The sequence below is a fragment of the Ligilactobacillus agilis genome (assembly GCF_025311475.1).
GTDB classification, from domain to species: domain Bacteria; phylum Bacillota; class Bacilli; order Lactobacillales; family Lactobacillaceae; genus Ligilactobacillus; species Ligilactobacillus agilis.
On the sequence record NZ_CP104397.1, the window covers coordinates 2113133 to 2128826 of the forward strand.

The window sequence follows — 15694 nt, forward strand, 5'->3', positions numbered from 1 at the left end:
CAATGGTCAGTGGCCCTAAAATTTGGCCAACGCGGGCATTAATTTCCTATAAATTGCCCTTAATACTGGCTTCGGTTGGCTTTAGCAATTTCATAAATTCTCTAAACATAAAACATCCCCCCTGACTGGATGACCTTACCTTTATTTTAGTCTATTTTTTCCAAATTTACGATAACAATACAAACAATTTCCTTAAATTTTTAATGGGTATTAGCAAAAAAAACAACTATTTTCTGAGCAATATTTCCCAGGAAATAGTTGTTTTTGTTTAAGCTTGCGTTTTAGCAATCCGACCTTGTTCAATGTAAACGGCTAAAATTGAGATGTCGGCTGGGTTAACCCCACTAATCCGACTTGCTTGGGCCAAAGTTTCTGGCTGAATCTTCGTTAACTTCTGCCGGGCTTCAGTTGCTAAGCCTTCAATCGCGTTATAGTTAATCCGGGCTGGAATCTTCTTAGCTTCCATCCGCTTCAACTTTTCAACTTTGGCATCTTCTTTTTTGATGTAGCCCTCGTACTTATATTGAATTTCAACTTGTTCAATTACCCGGCGATCCAATGGCTTAGCAGGAGCTGGAATAAATTGGAGTAAGTCTTCATAGCTAACATATGGTCGCCGCAAGAATTCACTCGCTAAGACCCCATCCTTTAGTGGCCGGTCACCGTGGGCCTCAATATAAGCATCAATTGCTTCATTAGGCTTGATTCTGATTTGAGCTAAACGTTCCTTTTCCGCCGCAATCTCAGCTTTTTTAGCCAAGAACTTAGCATAGCGTTCATCAGAAATTAGGCCAATTTCATGACCTAATTCTGTTAAACGTAAGTCAGCGTTGTCGTGCCGTAAAAGCAAGCGGTATTCTGCCCGTGATGTCAATAAACGGTAAGGTTCGTTCGTACCCTTAGTAACTAGGTCATCAACCATTACCCCAATGTAAGCATCTGACCGCTTCAAAGTAATTTCGGACTTGCCTAACGCCCGGCGGCCGGCGTTAATCCCAGCCAAGATTCCTTGGCCTGCCGCTTCTTCATAACCAGACGTCCCGTTCGTTTGGCCAGCGGTATACAAGTTCTTGATTAGCTTAGTTTCTAAAGTTGGGCGTAGTTGGTATGGTGATACCACATCATATTCAATCGCATAACCAGGCCGCATAATCCGTGCATTTTCCAAACCAGGAACGGAGTGGACCATTTCTTGTTGCACTTCTTCTGGCATTGAGGTAGAAAAGCCTTGGATATAGTATTCATCGGTATTTCTCCCTTCTGGTTCGATGAAGAGTTGGTGGCGGTCCTTATCGGCAAAGCGCACAATCTTATCTTCGATTGACGGACAATAACGGGGACCAACCCCCTTAATTACCCCAGAAAACATTGGCGCCCGTTCTAAGTTTTCCCGAATAATTTCGTGGGTCTTTTCCTTGGTATACGTTAACCAGCAAGAAAGTTGGTCCTTAACTGGTAAATAATCCTCGTCCTTGGATTCAAAGCTAAAGTGGTTAGGGTCTTTATCACCAGGTTGTTCTTCCGTTACCGAGTAATCGATGGTATTGCCATCCACCCGGGGTGGGGTCCCAGTCTTAAAGCGTTCGAGCACGAAGCCCAACTTTTCCAAGTTACCAGATAACTTCATTGATGGTTGCGAATTGTTAGGACCGGATGAATACATCAATTCACCGATGATAATTTTACCACGCGCAGCCGTACCCGTGGTTAAGACTACCGTTTTGGCTCCATAACGTGCCCCGGTATTGGTAACTACCCCCACAACCGTTTGATTTTCAATGATTAAATCATCTACAATCCCTTGACGTAAAGTTAAGTTAGGCTCCCGTTCGATTGTATGCTTCATCTCGGCAGAATAAGCATGCTTGTCTGCTTGAGCCCGCAAAGCCCGCACTGCTGGCCCTTTCCCGGTATTAAGCATCCGCATTTGCACGTAAGTCTTGTCAATGTTGCGTCCCATTTCGCCACCCAGGGCATCAAGTTCACGCACAACGATTCCCTTAGCCGGGCCACCAACCGAAGGGTTACATGGCATGAAGGCCACCATATCTAAATTAATAGTCATCAATAAAGTTTTGTTTCCCATCCGTGCGGCGGCCAAAGCAGCTTCACAGCCCGCATGGCCGGCTCCGACTACAATTACATCGTAGTCTTCAGCTTGGTAATGCTTTACTTTCATCTCAATTTTCTTCCTTCCTATTTTCCTAAACAGAATTGACTAAAGAGTTGGTTTAATAATTCATCTTGGTAACTGTCACCGGTAATTTCTCCCAGTAAGTCCCAGGCGTTGGTCATGTCAATCTGAACTAAGTCAACCGGCATCCCTTGTTCAATACCTGCCAGCACCGCTGCAAGCGCATCTTCCGCTTGACTTAACAACCCGATATGGCGCGCATTAGTAACCATCACCGTTGTCTGTGAGTTCTCAATTCCCCCAAAGAATAATTCTGCGATTCGTTCCTCAAGCTTATCTACCCCCTCGTTAGTCAAAACAGAGGTGGTCAAAATTTCTGCGGCATCAACGTGTTGCTTGAGTACTTCCACATCTAACTTAGGTTCCAGGTCCATTTTGTTAAGAATCACAATTCGCTTCTTGCCATTAGTAGCCGCTACTAACTCTAAGTCTTCTGCAGTTAATTCTTCACTAGAGTTGAGGACCAACATGACTAAATCGGCTTGTTCAATCGCCTTCCGCGAGCGTTCTACCCCAATCGCTTCAACCTTATCAGTGGTTTCCCTAATCCCGGCGGTATCAATCAATTTTAAAGGCACGCCCCGAACGTTGACGTATTCTTCAATTACATCCCGGGTTGTCCCCGCAATATCCGTTACAATCGCCTTATCTTCATGCAGTAAGTAATTTAACAAACTGGATTTACCCACGTTAGGCCGGCCAACAATTGCAGTTGCTAACCCTTCACGTAGGACCTTGCCTTGTTGGGCAGTTTCCAATAACTGGTGAATCCGGGCTTTAACTTCTAAAGCCTTTTCCTTCAAAAGTTTAGTCGTCATGGTCTCAACATCATCATACTCAGGGTAGTCGATATTAACTTCTACCTGGGCTAACACATCCAAAATATCTTGACGTAAGTTCCTAATTAAATGGGAGAGGTTGCCGTCTAATTGGTTTAACGCTACTTTCATTGACCGGTCAGTTTTGGCCCGAATTAAATCCATGACTGATTCGGCTTGGGTCAAATCAATGCGCCCGTGTAAGAAGGCCCGCTTGGTAAATTCACCGGGTTCCGCCAACCGGGCCCCGTTAGCCAGGAGTAGTTGCAAAATTTTATTAGTCGCAACAATCCCTCCGTGGCAGTTAATCTCAATTACATCTTCACGCGTAAACGTCTTAGGGGCCCGCATCACAGACACCATTACTTCATCAATTTCTGCTTGAGTCTTAGGATCAATAATATGCCCGTAATTAATAGTGTGTGAAGGCACTTGACTTAAATCTTTACCCTTAAAGATTTTTTGCGCAAGGGCCACCGCCTCTTCACCACTCAACCGCACAATCGAAATCGCACCCTCGCCAGGGGGAGTCGAGATTGCAGCAATCGTATCGTATTCCGTCACCGTCATCGTAGCCATCAAAAAACCTCCTTTAACACTAAAAAAAGCGCCACTCCACGCCTTTCCTCTTAAAACTAAGAGTACTTACAGTCGTGGATAAAGCACTTTGACTACTTTATCTTTCCAGATAAGAATGATTAACCTTAATATACTTTCAAATCAAAAAAATGTCAAACAAAAAACTTAATTAACATTTCCACTATTAATACCTGCACTAGCTTGTTCAAGCGGCAACCAATCTAATGCCCGCTTTAGATGCCGGTCCCAAAAATCCCACTCATGGCTTCCGGGAGCCACCTTAAAGACATGGGCCACTTGTTTTTGATCTAAAAATTCATGGAAGTCGACGTTAGCAGCGAGTAACTTATCGTCATCACCAATCGCGAGGTAAATTGCCGGCAATGCTACTTGCTGAGCTAGTAAGTTGTTAATTAATACTTTGAGATTGCATTCGCTTTGACCAGCTGCCTTTAGGTCGGGACCAAACACTCCTTGCCAAAAGGCTTTGGTAGCACCAAACCACTCTGCTTGCTCTGGCAGGTCTGCCAAGCTTTCATCAACCATTAGCGCCGCCGACAAGGCAACAATCGCACCAAAGGTGTCATGATACTTAAGTCCGTTGTACAAGGCACCGTAGCCCCCCATAGATAAGCCCCCAATAAAGGTATCTTCCTTTTTAGGCGAAAGTGGGAAACTCTTGCGGGTAAACTCAACCAACTCTTGGGCAATAAAGCGACTATAGGCCCGGCCGGTAAAGGCGTTATCAACGTAAAATGAGTTTTCCCCAGCTGGCATCACCACTGCTAAGTCATTAGCCTCCGCCCAGCGTTGAATCCTTGTCCCGGTTAGCCAATCCTCTTCGTTGCCTAAAACTCCGTGTAAGAGGTATAAAGTCTTGTAGGGCTTATCGACCGGCCGCTTTGGTTGATTGGCCTTATAAATTTTATCGGTTGGTAAAATTACCACCAACGGCACCGCGCGGTGTAAGGTTTCTGAAACAAAACTAACTTTTAGTAAAGCCATAAAATTTCCTCCCTATTAGCTATCTTTTTCCTTAATTATACCAAAAACCTCTCACCGCAGCTGATAGTGAGAGGTCTTTTTACTATTGGTGTAGATATCATAATTGTGGAGAAAACCTTAGAATTCGGAGTTCTCAAGGCTTAAAAATGAGTTTCGATACTAATGGTCTAGTACCTAACCTAAGTATAAAGCGTTAAATCATTAAAAACAAGTTTTGTAAGTGCTTAATTCAAGGATTTTTTATAATGCTGCCTGCTAGCGACTGTAAAGTTCCCGCACCTTCGTCACATCAGCCGGTTGAATCGAGTAATTAGAACCAGTTGGTTGCATCACTGAAATCTCATTGGTGTGTCTTAGTCCAATTGCATGTCCCAATTCATGCTCAGCCGTATTGATGATACGCTGCCAAGAATAACTGTAACTAGGATTGAAGAGATAATATTTGTTTAGGTAAACCGTCGCATGGGTTAGCTGCTTTTGGGGTAAAGCCAAGTCCGTTTCCGTTTCCCCAGCCGCCCCGTTAGTCGAATCGGAAATAGCCCGACAGATAATCTGTGCTTTATCCTTGTCTGTAGTCTGCACAAACTTAAAGGCACCCGTGTCGTTCCAAGCACTCATCGCCACTAGGCAGGCCCGCTTTAACTTCGGATCTGTTAGCTCAAGGTAAACTCGGGCTTGGTTTTGGGGCCAGCGAGCTCCTTGAGCCTGGTTATCGTCCGTATCAGCCTGGCTAGCCTTTCTTTCTGTCATAGCTAGCTTAGGTAAAACTCCTGCTTTGCTTAGCCAAGCTTCCACTTGCACTAACCCTTGGTTGAGCGCTAATGCTAGCTTATTGTCTGCCTTTAACCAATTCGAACTTGCTAAAAAATACGCGACTAACATCAGTAAAATCCCGGTTAAAATCAGTTTTAAGGTCCACCTAATTAAAGTCACTACTGCCTTAATAAGCTTCATTTTTCCACCTACTCAAACGCCATTTGGTTACGGTACAAATCATAATAAAAACCTTGTTTAGCCAATAACTCCTGGTGACTGCCACTTTCGATAACGGTCCCAGCCTTTAACACCACAATCTTATCAGCATTGATAATCGTCTTCAAGCGGTGGGCAATTACAAAGCTCGTCCGCCCGGCAATTACGTTATCCATTGCTTTTTGAAGCTTAGCCTCCGTAACGGTATCAACGTTAGAGGTGGCTTCATCCAATATCAGAAAATCAGGGTCACTTAACAGCGTCCGGGCAATACTTACCAACTGTTTTTGCCCGGTGGAAAATAGGTTATTTTCCTCGGTAATTTCTGTTTCGTACCCCTTGGGCAAGCTCATAATAAAGTCATGAATGTTGGCTTTTTTAGCGGCCGCTATCATCTCTTGGTCGCTGGCATTTGACTTACCAAACTTAATATTGGTTGCGATTGTGCCCGTAAATAGGACCGAATCTTGCAATACGATTCCTACCTGTTTCCGCAGCGTTGTTAGGTCTAGCTGGCGCACGTCTATCCCATCGAACTTGACCGCCCCACTAGTCACATCATAGAAACGGTTAAGCAGATTCATAACCGTGGTTTTACCCGAACCGGTTGGACCGACTAAGGCAACCGCTTGGCCCTTTTTGACCTCAATGTTGATGCCATGCAAAATTTCTCTCTCAGGTTGGTAACCAAAGTGGACATCCTCTAAAGTCACCTTATCCTGCAGCTTAGTCAGCTTAATGCCGGCTTCAACCCGGTCTTCTTCAACTTCAGCTTCAACCTTAGCTAGTCTGTTAGCGCCAGTAATTGCCAGTTGTAAGAGGGAGTAGATGGCCGTAATCTGGGTCAGAGGTTGAAAGTATTGTTGGGAGTATTGTACAAACATCACAATCAAACCCAAGCCAGCCGCGGTTTCAACCTGACCACTCAAAACCAGCAAGGACCCGGCTGCAATTACGATTGCCAGGTTTAGGATTGATAGTCCGTTCATTAAGGGAAAGAGTAAGCCAGAGTATAACTGCCCTTTAAACATCGTTTTTCTGACCCGGTCATTATATTTTTGGAACTGGGCAACCGATTGGCGCTGGAGCCCGTTGGTTATAATGACCTGTTCGCCATTAATCTGTTCATTGACATACCCGTTCAAACTAGCAATTTCTTCTTGCTGTAAGTCAAGGTATTTTTTGGCCTTGCGCATGATTAGCCAACCTAGCCCTAAAACTAAGGGTGTTGACGCCATCGTGATTAGAGCCATCGTCTTATTAATGCTCATCATCATCCAAATTGTGCCAATAAATAAGGCGCTTTGCGAGATAATCTCAAAAATAGCCTCATTCATTGCGTTAAAAATATTATCTAAGTCGGAATTAAAGAGCGCCAACATCTTCCCGTCTTGATGGGTATCAAAGTACTTCACGGTTAACCGTTGTAACTTACCGTAAAGGCCCTTGCGCATCTGATTGTTTGACAGGGAATTAAAGCGCGAAGTAACCATCCAGGCCACGCAGATACTAAGGGCATTTAAGCAATAATAAAGCACCATTAGCCCAAACGCCTGGTAAAAAGTTGCCCACGCTTGACTAGCGGCCACCTTACCTGTGACTAACTTAGTTAAGGCCGTAATGCTTTTTCCCATGTAAACCGGCGCCAGTACTTGGAAGTAGGTCGCAGCCAAAGTCAAACCAATCACCACTAAAATGCCCTTCCAAAAAGGCTTCAGATAGCGGCTAAAGTAAGCCACCGCCGCTTTTAGCTTAGTCATCTACTGCCACCATCCTTTCCTTAGCCTTTTGACTGGCGTAAATTTCTTGGTACAAAGGTGAGCTAGCTAATAGTTCCTGGTGAGTCCCCTTAGCCACTAAGCGCCCCTGATCTAAGACTAAAATTTGGTCGGCCTTCAAAACCGAAACAATTTTTTCGGCAATAATGAAGGTCGTCGTATTTTGCAGGTGCTTAGCTAATGCCTCCTGCACCAACTTTTCGGACTTAGCATCCAAGGCCGAAGTCGAGTCATCCAAGATTAAAATTGGTGGTTGCCCTACTACCCCCCGGGCGATTGATAGGCGTTGCTTTTGGCCCCCGGACAAGTTAGCGGACCGCTCTTCAATTTCGTGACCAAGCCCTTCCTGGTAGCGATTGACAAATTCGGCTGCCTGCGCAATCCCAATGGCGCGTTCCAACTCCTCACTGGTGGCATCATATTTACCTTGCTTGAGGTTGCTTTCAATCGTCCCCGAAAATAAGAGCGCCTTTTGCAAAACAAACGACACCGTTTGGCGTAGGGTTTCTTCACTAAGCGTTTTTAAGTCGTGTCCGTCAATTTCAATCGTCCCGGTCGTCGGATCATACAGGCGGGCAATTAGTTGAGCTAAGGTTGATTTACCAGCACCAGTTGCCCCCACAATTCCAACCATTTGACCGGCTTGCACTTGAAAAGAAATGTCTGCTAGGCTCAAATCACCTTCCTTAGCGTCCGGGTAAGCAAAGCTAACCTCCTTGAAGGTAACATTGCCTTGCAGTTTGCCCTTAAAGCCGCTTTGCTCAAACTCAACATCCGGTTTGGTCACTAGGACTTCCTTGATGCGTCCTAAAGACACAAGCCCCCGTGAGAAAGCCATTGAGGTCATCCCCCCAATGATAATTGCCATCGTTAAAATGGTCAGGTAGGTAATATAGGCGCTTAAAGCCGCAATCTCCTGGGGATGAATGGTAACTGTTTGAGCTACTAGGTAGATTGCTAAGGCCACCCCGAGATAGGACACCAAGGTGAAGGCTGGAAAAGAAGCCGAAAAGAGGTAACCAATTACAAGGTCAACTTGGTTAAGCTGCTCTGAGGTTTGGTTAAAGTCTGCTTGTTGCTTTCCTTCTTGATTGAAGGACTTAACCACCCTAATTCCCTGCAATTCTTCCTTAACCTGAAGGTTCACTTTATCCATGTAAGTTTGAACCCGCTCAAATAAGGCGCCCATCCGCTTAAAGATAAAGTAAGCGACCAAGATAATTATGGTAATTAGGCTAACCTCGACCCACCACAGTCTAGGAATAGTCACCACGCCTAAGATGAAGGAGCCCACAAATAAAACCGGTACCCGAATCAGTTGCATTACCAAGGTCATCACAAAATTGGTAATTTGATTCATATCGTTAATTAACCGGACCACCAAGCTCCCACTCGAAAAGTGCTCAATATTTCCAAAGGAGAAGGTTTGAATTTTACGGTAGGTTTCTTCCCGTAAATCACTAGTGACCCCTTGAGCCAAGCGGGCTGCAAAAAAGACATTGGCCACGCCCGCCAAAATTCCAATTAGTGCAACCACAATTAACTCTATTCCGTAGCGCTTAACTAGCACACTATCGTTAGTTAAAATTGCATTTAGGACTGCCTGCAATAAGTGAGGTTGCCACAAAGCCGTAACAGCTGCAACTATCACCGCCAGCACTGCTCCCACAATTTCTTGCCAGTAACGTTGCAAGTGTGGTTTTAAAATTTCCATCTTTCCACCGCCCTTGTTTCTTCTTACCTACTATTACTAAGGAAAAGCCGCCGAATTGTCAAGTTTTCTACCCGCTACAAAAAAAGTGGCTACGCTAACTCTCGTTAACATAACCACTATATTTCTCAGGAAATAATCCTTACTTTACTTATCTGAATCATTAGTGAAATTTTGCGTAGCTAATTTTTTTCTCAACGCCCTTAGCTTCCTAATGGATACAGGACATTTAACTAAGTGTTTTTCATCTAGGAATACTTCACCTAAATGTTCAACAAACAAATTAACATTATTTATGTTTATAATATAACTTTTATGACATCGAAATAAAAATGGTTTTTCTAAATCTTCAATTTGTTTTAAAGAACAGCCAATTTCCACTATATTACTTCGTGCATATATCTTAATAGTATTCTTTTTACTGGCAACAAAATACAGGATATCATCATAATTTATTCTATAATGATAATCATCTATAGCATAATAATAATACCTATCATTCCTATTATGCGATTTTTCTATTTCCTTAAGCGTAGTTTGAATATTCTGCCTAATTCCTTCCATAACTTCGTCTTGTCCACTACTTTTTAGGATATAGTCTAATGGCCTAAGGTGATTACGAACAATAACCAATGAATATTCAATATGAGCGGTTAAAAAAACTATATTACAAAATGGCAATTTTTTCCTAACGTTATTAGCAATTTCAATTCCTGAAAGTTGATCCCCTAAATCAATATCAATAAAAAATAAATATGGATCGTTAGGATGACTTAATATATCATTATTTATTTCCATGAAATTTATTGTACTTAAAACTAGGGCAGCGTCTAATCCCTCAAACTCCAAATATTTTTTAATATTTTGCCCAGTTTGTTGTCTTTGCACCTTACTATCTTCAACTAAAATTATTCGTAACATTGTTATTAATTACCTCTAAAATAAATTGCACTCTACCATCAAGAATGCTTGTTTGCAACGAAAAATTACTATCATTATCAACTAACTTTCTGACTATAAATAATCCCCTTCCAGAATGATTCTCCTTAGTTGAAAAACCTTCATTAAACCATTCAACAACATTAACATCATTTAATTCAGCAATAGTATTTTCAATTACTATCGAGGTTTTGCAATCCCCTACTTTTCTAAAACCAATATTTATTTCACGATGGTTATTAAATTGCTCGTATTCTATTGCATTATCTAATAAAATAGATAGTATCCTAATCAATGTATTTAATGTATTGGATGTTAAATTATCCAAGTTAGGAACTTCCTCAATAACAATATTAACGACAATTCTCTTTTCCCTAGCTTTGATAATTTTCATCTGTAAAATACTCCTAATACCTAAATCATGTATTTTACTAAGTGTTATTAAGTCAGCTTGTGATACGATGTTCTCTAATCTTTGATTAGAATAATCAATAATTTTGTGAAAATGAGACAGTAACTCTTTATTGTCAGTCTTTTCAATTTCAATCTCTAGGGAAGATAGTAGATTCCTATAGTCATGTCTAAAGTTACTTATGCTCGTATAATATTCAGAAACTTGTTCTACCAAACTCTTAAACATCTGATTTTGTCTAATCTGCTCATCTAAAATAATATTTTGCCGTATACTTTCCATTTTATTAAAGAAAAGAATACCCACTATAGAACATAACAAAAGGGAAGCTAAGCTAAAAAAGCCAGCTAAGTTATCTGCAATTCCTATAAAAGTAAATATTACGTGAATTGCTACAATAACAAATAAAAGTATCAATAAAAAAGACTTAAAATAACGATATATCGCATCATCTGTATATATTATAAATTTCAAACGTAACCTATACTTATTAATAAGAAAAATTATTACTATATCCAAAAATAATGAAATGACTATTTCTGCTACAATCATTTCATTACCTGTTAATTTTATAAAATTAGATAATGTTTCAACTAAAAAAATGGTCAAATCATCATTAATAATAACTACACATATACACGAAATAATCAAAAAAAAAGAAGTGTAACTACTTTTAGTCCATTTATTATATATTAATACAACTAGTATATATGCTATTGCCTCAATTCCTAAAGCAACAAATCCCATTGCAAAAAAAATAGCGCACACAGCATACTCACAAATTTTTCTTACATTTAAACTTCGTGTAAAATTTCCATACAGTATCCAAACCATAAAATAATTAATAAAGTATACAAGAAATATTAATCCAAATGATGATGTACTAAGCACTTTTTCCTCCTAATGATTGTGTATATAGCCATAAAGAAATGACTTTGTCCAAACACTAAATACAGTAAACATTGTTACTCCCTCCATTCAAATAAAAGTTGCTCATTTTTAATTATTCTTATTTATTTCAAATTCATATCCCTTGATAAATTTCAAAATTTCACTTGCCTTATTTTTAAAAATAAAATTAAGTATCTTTATCAAGTAAAAGTGACGACAATGATATTTACCAGCATGATAGTCTTCCTTCGCTTGTTTCCTTCCAAGCTCGAAGTCGTCTATGCTCTCCCTTTCTCCTGAACCACTAGCATGATAGTAATTTCTACTATACTTTCCCATAACATAATTTTTCTTTACATAATCATGTATGAAACGAATCATATTTTATACCACTCCCATCTACATCATAATAGAATAACCCGTGAAGGATTCGAACCTCCAATTCTGCTCCTAGAAAGCAGCGTCTTAGCCAATTTGACCAACGGGCAATAACAAAAGACAGTGAAATAGTAGCACATTCTCTTAAGAAAATCAAAAACTCTTTATTTATCCTTAACAATTTGTTAATACCTCGAAAGCACACATATATCAACAATTTATAGAAATTTTATTTTAATTATTAACATTTACTAACGAAAAAACCTCTATATGCTACGAATAAACTTAAAATGCTTTTTTCTTTAACCAAGAGTTATAATTCAACCTTGGAAGATATTTTCTTCACAAAAAAGATGGGAGGTGCCTTAGTTGGAGAATCATCAAAATGAAGATTTACAATCTATTCTTGATTTAGATATTGACGTTCTAGATCTTGATGAATCAGAAATTGCATCAACTACATCAGCAAGTAGTGGTAGTAGTGCTTGCAGTATCTGTGGCTCATCATCTTGTTGTGCCTAATTAACAAAGAGAGTACCTTTCAGTTAGAGGGGTACTTTTTATTTCGGAGAATATATATACATGAATACAACTGAGCTAGGCATCTATTTCTATAAAGTTTTACACAAAACACCTGAAAAATCAGGTGAAGAATATATTACTCGAAATATAATATGCTCATATTTAAAGAGATTACCTAATATAGAAATTATCTTTAATAACACTGAGGGTATTATCGCCAAATTATCTAAAAATTCTACCAATAAATTTAATTTCGGATTTAGAGTTGAACTAGATGCTGTTGAAACGGCAGATGCCACGTTGCATCACTCTTGTGGACACGATGCACATATGGCAGCATTACTAGCTGCTATTACTTATATTAGTAAAAATTACAAAAATTACTCTGATAACTTGATTTTTATATTTCAAAGTTCTGAAGAATTTGGAAATGGTGCTAAAAAAATGGTTAACATACTACAACAACTTAATATAGTGATTACAAATATATTTGCACTTCACAATGCACCCGAAATAGAACCTTATCAAATAGCGGTAAAATCTGGTCCTACCTTATCAAATAACGTAACCATACATTTTAATGTAGAATTAAGTAGTTCCGCTCATTTAGGAACAACATGCAATGTTACTCATATTACTGATATATTTCAAAAAATTAATTCATTCAATTCGAATGAAATTAGATTAGAAATTAGTAAAATTGTATCTGATGGATCCGTATCTTCAAAACCTACACACATCGAACTCATACTATCTATTAGGTCTTTCAACTATGATCTAAAAGATTTAATAAACATTGAGAAAAGTATTATCTATACTATCAAAGATTGTGAATGCGTTAAAAAGGTATCGGTGAAATACTTATCAAAACACTATCAAATAAAGAACAGCACCATATTATTTAATAGATTAAAGCAGTTCTCAAATGCAGTATTTCTAACTGCACCTAATTCGTTATCTTCAGATGATTTTTCGGAGTATCATGCTATTTCTACAAACCAACTATATTACTTTGTGGGAAATTTATACAACGATAATTATAAACATTTACACACTAAATATTATAGAATTAATTTTAATTTTTTTAAAACCGCAATAAGTTCAATAATATTTTTAGCCTATAATACTAAAGCGAGATGAATTTTTATGCCATTCTTTTTTAGGCAAAATGCTGTACCAGCAAATAGATTTCTAGATATTTTCTCTAACCAAGCTAATAAAATTGTCGATGACTTTTCAAGAACAGACATCTGCTTTCATAACTCGTGTACTTCTATTATAGAAGAAATAAACTTTAAATTATCTAATAGTAGTATTACCGATAATGAAAAAGTAAATTTACTTCAACTAAGGAAAATTATCCATAAAGAAAAAAATATTACTAAAAAACTAGGAAATTTCAGCGTTGCAATTGAATACCAACAAATAAAAGATAATTATAATACTACTTGCAATAATTTATGTACTAAATATGCACAGCTACTTAATGCACAACAGCTAAAGTTACAGAAATTTTTTAAGGAAAGTGAAATTTTTTTGAGTAAAAACCCCTCAATTAAATCTGTAAACAAAAATTCCACTTCAAAAATAACAAATAAACTACTGTTGTCTTTGTACGGTTTGGCTTGTCAATTATCTCTAAAGACTGGAGCTTTTGGATTTACTGGCAAAACAGGTTTGCTATTAACAAATGGAATAAGCAATCCTAAGAAAGAGTACGTAATTCGAATTCAAGGTTATTTAATGAATAGACTTTATAGAAATTTGCTACTAAATAATTTAAGCTCATTCACTGGCTATTTTATTTTTAACAAAAAAAGTGTGTATACAAAAAATAGATTAATATATGATACTTTACTTGATAATCAAGAAGCCACGCTATTTATAAATAATGAAAAGAAAGTTTCCTTACCCAATAATCCAATTTTCAATATATTAGAATCTAGAGGTCACGTAGGGTATGCTGAACTTTCAAAATACTTAAATGATGAAATTATTTGTAAATTAATTAAACTAGGTATCATATCATACGAAAATATGGATAAATATCTAACATTTGGTGAAATTCTCAGTTTCTTCAATATTAAAGATAGTACTATTATCAATACTTTCGAGTATTTTGATAAAAAATTAAAAAACCTAAATACACAATATTCTAAAAATATTGATTTATTATCTAGTTTTTCTAAGGAACTTACTACTTTTTTTAAGGATCAAAATATATCTACATTAAATAATCCGGTCCTGACTGTAGACTCTTTCGTTAAAAAAGAGAATAAGTTCAACAATAATAACGAATATAAAACACTATCAAAACTAGAAAAAACTTTAGATTTAGCAGCTAGATTTTTTTCTACACTAGATGCATCTAAATACGCTAGGAAATACGCATATGATTACCTCATTAATCAATATCCTAAAGGAATTATTAGTAAAAATTCGAATATTGATATACACAGTCTTTTAAATAATATCAATAAATATATATATAATAACACTGACTTAGGCAAGATTAGACTAGGCTTTGTTGATTTCTCGATAGTAAAAAAGATTATGCACGAATTCACGCTCAACGATGACATAATATTAAACTCTAAGTTTATAAATAAATATATTAATAGTGAATTACCATCTAGATTTCACTCTTATTCTTTCTTTATACAAAGAACTGCATCTGGCTTTATTATAAACCATATATATAAAGGTTATGGTGTTTTTACTCGAAGATTTTGGAATAATTACTCACAACATTTAAACAATAATTATGGCTTGTCTAATCTTGCAGACTTTCCATATAACTTTGGTTTCAACGTAGATTATAGAGTTTCAAACTCCAGTATTACCACTAATATGTTACCCGATACAAGTATAACAGATACTAATATTGATAGTTATAAACTCGAGGAAATTAACTTCTATCCTGATTCACAAACTAAAGAACTTAAATTCCTAAATAAGGATAAACAAGAGCTATTTTTCACGTATTTAGGTAGTCTTAATCCTGTGGCATATCCGTCATTGCTATTAGAAATTAATTCCATTACCTTAAATAGTAGTCTTTACTTTGATTTAGGCGATTTAATTTTGCGACACTTATACGCTCAAGATTCTAATCAAACTATCTACACTGTACCCGCCATATATTTTTTAAGTCGTAGATTGCAATTAACTAGAAGGAAATACCTCATTAAATCAGAACAAATATTGAATATGTATGATTCCAACAATATTTTAAATTCTATTTATGAGATAACAAAAAAGATACCACTGGTTGATTTTTTTATAAGAGAATTTGTTGTTGATTTCAAAAAATTTAATAGAAAAATGCGAAAACCTCTCTATATAAATATTTATCAACCAATTTCCTTCTTAACTTTTATTCAATATCTAAAAAAATGTACTTGGGTCGTATTAGAGACACCTTCTCCAACTATTGAATACTCTCTTAACAAACGATTAAAGGAGTTCATTATCGAAACAAAGGCGATGATTTAA

Annotated in this window: 12 protein-coding genes; 3 read left to right on the forward strand and 9 right to left on the reverse strand. The window is 37.7% G+C overall.

Annotated elements, in window-relative coordinates; translation table 11 throughout:
- Positions 1 to 268: 268 nt before the first annotated feature.
- The 9 genes from mnmG to N4597_RS10555 form a co-directional block, all read right to left on the reverse strand.
- Positions 269 to 2179 (reverse strand): tRNA uridine-5-carboxymethylaminomethyl(34) synthesis enzyme MnmG, encoded by a 1911-nt coding sequence (gene mnmG, locus N4597_RS10515; RefSeq protein ID WP_260903884.1) that lies wholly within the window; start codon positions 2177 to 2179, stop codon positions 269 to 271.
- A 17-nt stretch (positions 2180 to 2196) separates the two neighbouring features.
- Positions 2197 to 3591 carry a tRNA uridine-5-carboxymethylaminomethyl(34) synthesis GTPase MnmE gene (gene mnmE, locus N4597_RS10520; protein ID WP_056975624.1) on the reverse strand — a complete coding sequence of 465 codons (1395 nt, stop codon included), beginning with the start codon at positions 3589 to 3591 and terminating at the stop codon, positions 2197 to 2199.
- Positions 3592 to 3756: 165 nt separating this feature from the next.
- Positions 3757 to 4596: an alpha/beta hydrolase gene (locus tag N4597_RS10525; protein WP_260903887.1), complete on the reverse strand. Its 840-nt coding sequence runs from the start codon at positions 4594 to 4596 to the stop codon at positions 3757 to 3759.
- Positions 4597 to 4851: 255 nt separating this feature from the next.
- Positions 4852 to 5550, reverse strand: a complete 699-nt coding sequence (locus N4597_RS10530) for a M57 family metalloprotease (protein WP_056975620.1) — start codon at positions 5548 to 5550, stop codon at positions 4852 to 4854.
- A gap of 8 nt (positions 5551 to 5558) precedes the next feature.
- Positions 5559 to 7328, reverse strand: coding sequence for an ABC transporter ATP-binding protein (locus tag N4597_RS10535; protein ID WP_260903890.1), 1770 nt, complete (start codon positions 7326 to 7328; stop codon positions 5559 to 5561).
- Positions 7321 to 9060 carry an ABC transporter ATP-binding protein gene (locus N4597_RS10540; RefSeq protein ID WP_260903891.1) on the reverse strand — a complete coding sequence of 580 codons (1740 nt, stop codon included), beginning with the start codon at positions 9058 to 9060 and terminating at the stop codon, positions 7321 to 7323. Before N4597_RS10540 ends, N4597_RS10535 begins: the two co-directional genes overlap by 8 nt.
- Before the next feature lie 144 nt (positions 9061 to 9204).
- Positions 9205 to 9945 carry a LytR/AlgR family response regulator transcription factor gene (locus N4597_RS10545; protein WP_260903893.1) on the reverse strand — a complete coding sequence of 247 codons (741 nt, stop codon included), beginning with the start codon at positions 9943 to 9945 and terminating at the stop codon, positions 9205 to 9207.
- A gap of 10 nt (positions 9946 to 9955) precedes the next feature.
- Positions 9956 to 11299 (reverse strand): ATP-binding protein, encoded by a 1344-nt coding sequence (locus N4597_RS10550; RefSeq protein ID WP_260903894.1) that lies wholly within the window; start codon positions 11297 to 11299, stop codon positions 9956 to 9958.
- Positions 11300 to 11407: 108 nt separating this feature from the next.
- The gene (locus tag N4597_RS10555; protein ID WP_260903897.1) at positions 11408 to 11680 is read right to left on the reverse strand and encodes a hypothetical protein; all 273 of its coding nucleotides are present in this window, start codon (positions 11678 to 11680) and stop codon (positions 11408 to 11410) included.
- Positions 11681 to 12046: 366 nt separating this feature from the next.
- On the opposite strand from N4597_RS10555, the gene N4597_RS10560 reads away from it, so the two are divergent.
- From N4597_RS10560 to N4597_RS10570, 3 genes are read left to right on the forward strand one after another with little or no spacing between them, the layout of a single operon-like run.
- Positions 12047 to 12199: a thiopeptide-type bacteriocin gene (locus N4597_RS10560; protein WP_260903900.1), complete on the forward strand. Its 153-nt coding sequence runs from the start codon at positions 12047 to 12049 to the stop codon at positions 12197 to 12199.
- A 60-nt stretch (positions 12200 to 12259) separates the two neighbouring features.
- Positions 12260 to 13339 carry a M20/M25/M40 family metallo-hydrolase gene (locus N4597_RS10565; protein ID WP_260903902.1) on the forward strand — a complete coding sequence of 360 codons (1080 nt, stop codon included), beginning with the start codon at positions 12260 to 12262 and terminating at the stop codon, positions 13337 to 13339.
- A 6-nt stretch (positions 13340 to 13345) separates the two neighbouring features.
- Positions 13346 to 15694, forward strand: coding sequence for a hypothetical protein (locus N4597_RS10570; protein ID WP_260903903.1), 2349 nt, complete (start codon positions 13346 to 13348; stop codon positions 15692 to 15694).